The 627-nt window shown below is 64.3% G+C and carries 1 protein-coding gene; it reads left to right on the plus strand.

Annotated features, from left to right (window positions below):
• Positions 1-627: ferritin family protein (locus C5F75_RS03015; RefSeq protein WP_104011860.1), on the plus strand; the 627-nt coding region annotated here is incomplete at both ends.

Raw genomic sequence — 627 nt, forward strand, 5'->3', positions numbered from 1 at the left:
GTTCGACGCTTCGCTGCTCACCGACGAGCAGGCGAAGACGATCAAGATGAACGCGATCACCGAATGGTCGGCGCTGCCCGCGACGGAAATGTTCCTGCGCGACAACCAGCACGACAGCGACTTTTCCGCGTTCATGAGCGTGTGGTTCTTCGAGGAGCAGAAGCATTCGCTCGTGCTGATGGAATACCTGCGCCGCTTCAAGCCGGAGCTGGTGCCGATGGAGGAGGAACTGCACGCGGTGCGCTTCCAGTTCGATCCTGCGCCGCCGCTCGAGACGCTGATGCTGCACTTCTGCGGCGAGATCCGTTTGAACCACTGGTACCGCTGCGCGGCCGACTGGCACACCGAGCCCGTCATCAAGCAGATCTACGAAACGATTTCGCGCGACGAGGCGCGTCATGGCGGCGCGTACCTGCGCTACATGAAGAAGGCGCTGAACAACTGCGGCGACGTCGCGCGTGCGGCCTTCGCGAAGATCGGCGTGCTGATGGCGTCGGCGCGCCGCACCGAGAAGCCGCTGCACCCGACCAACCTGCACGTGAACCAGGCGCTGTTCCCGCGCGACACCGTGCAATCGCGCCTGCCGGATCCGGAATGGCTCGAGCGCTGGCTCGACGAGCAGATCCG

The organism is Burkholderia anthinoferrum (assembly GCF_002925705.1).
Taxonomy (GTDB): Bacteria; Pseudomonadota; Gammaproteobacteria; order Burkholderiales; family Burkholderiaceae; genus Burkholderia; species Burkholderia semiarida.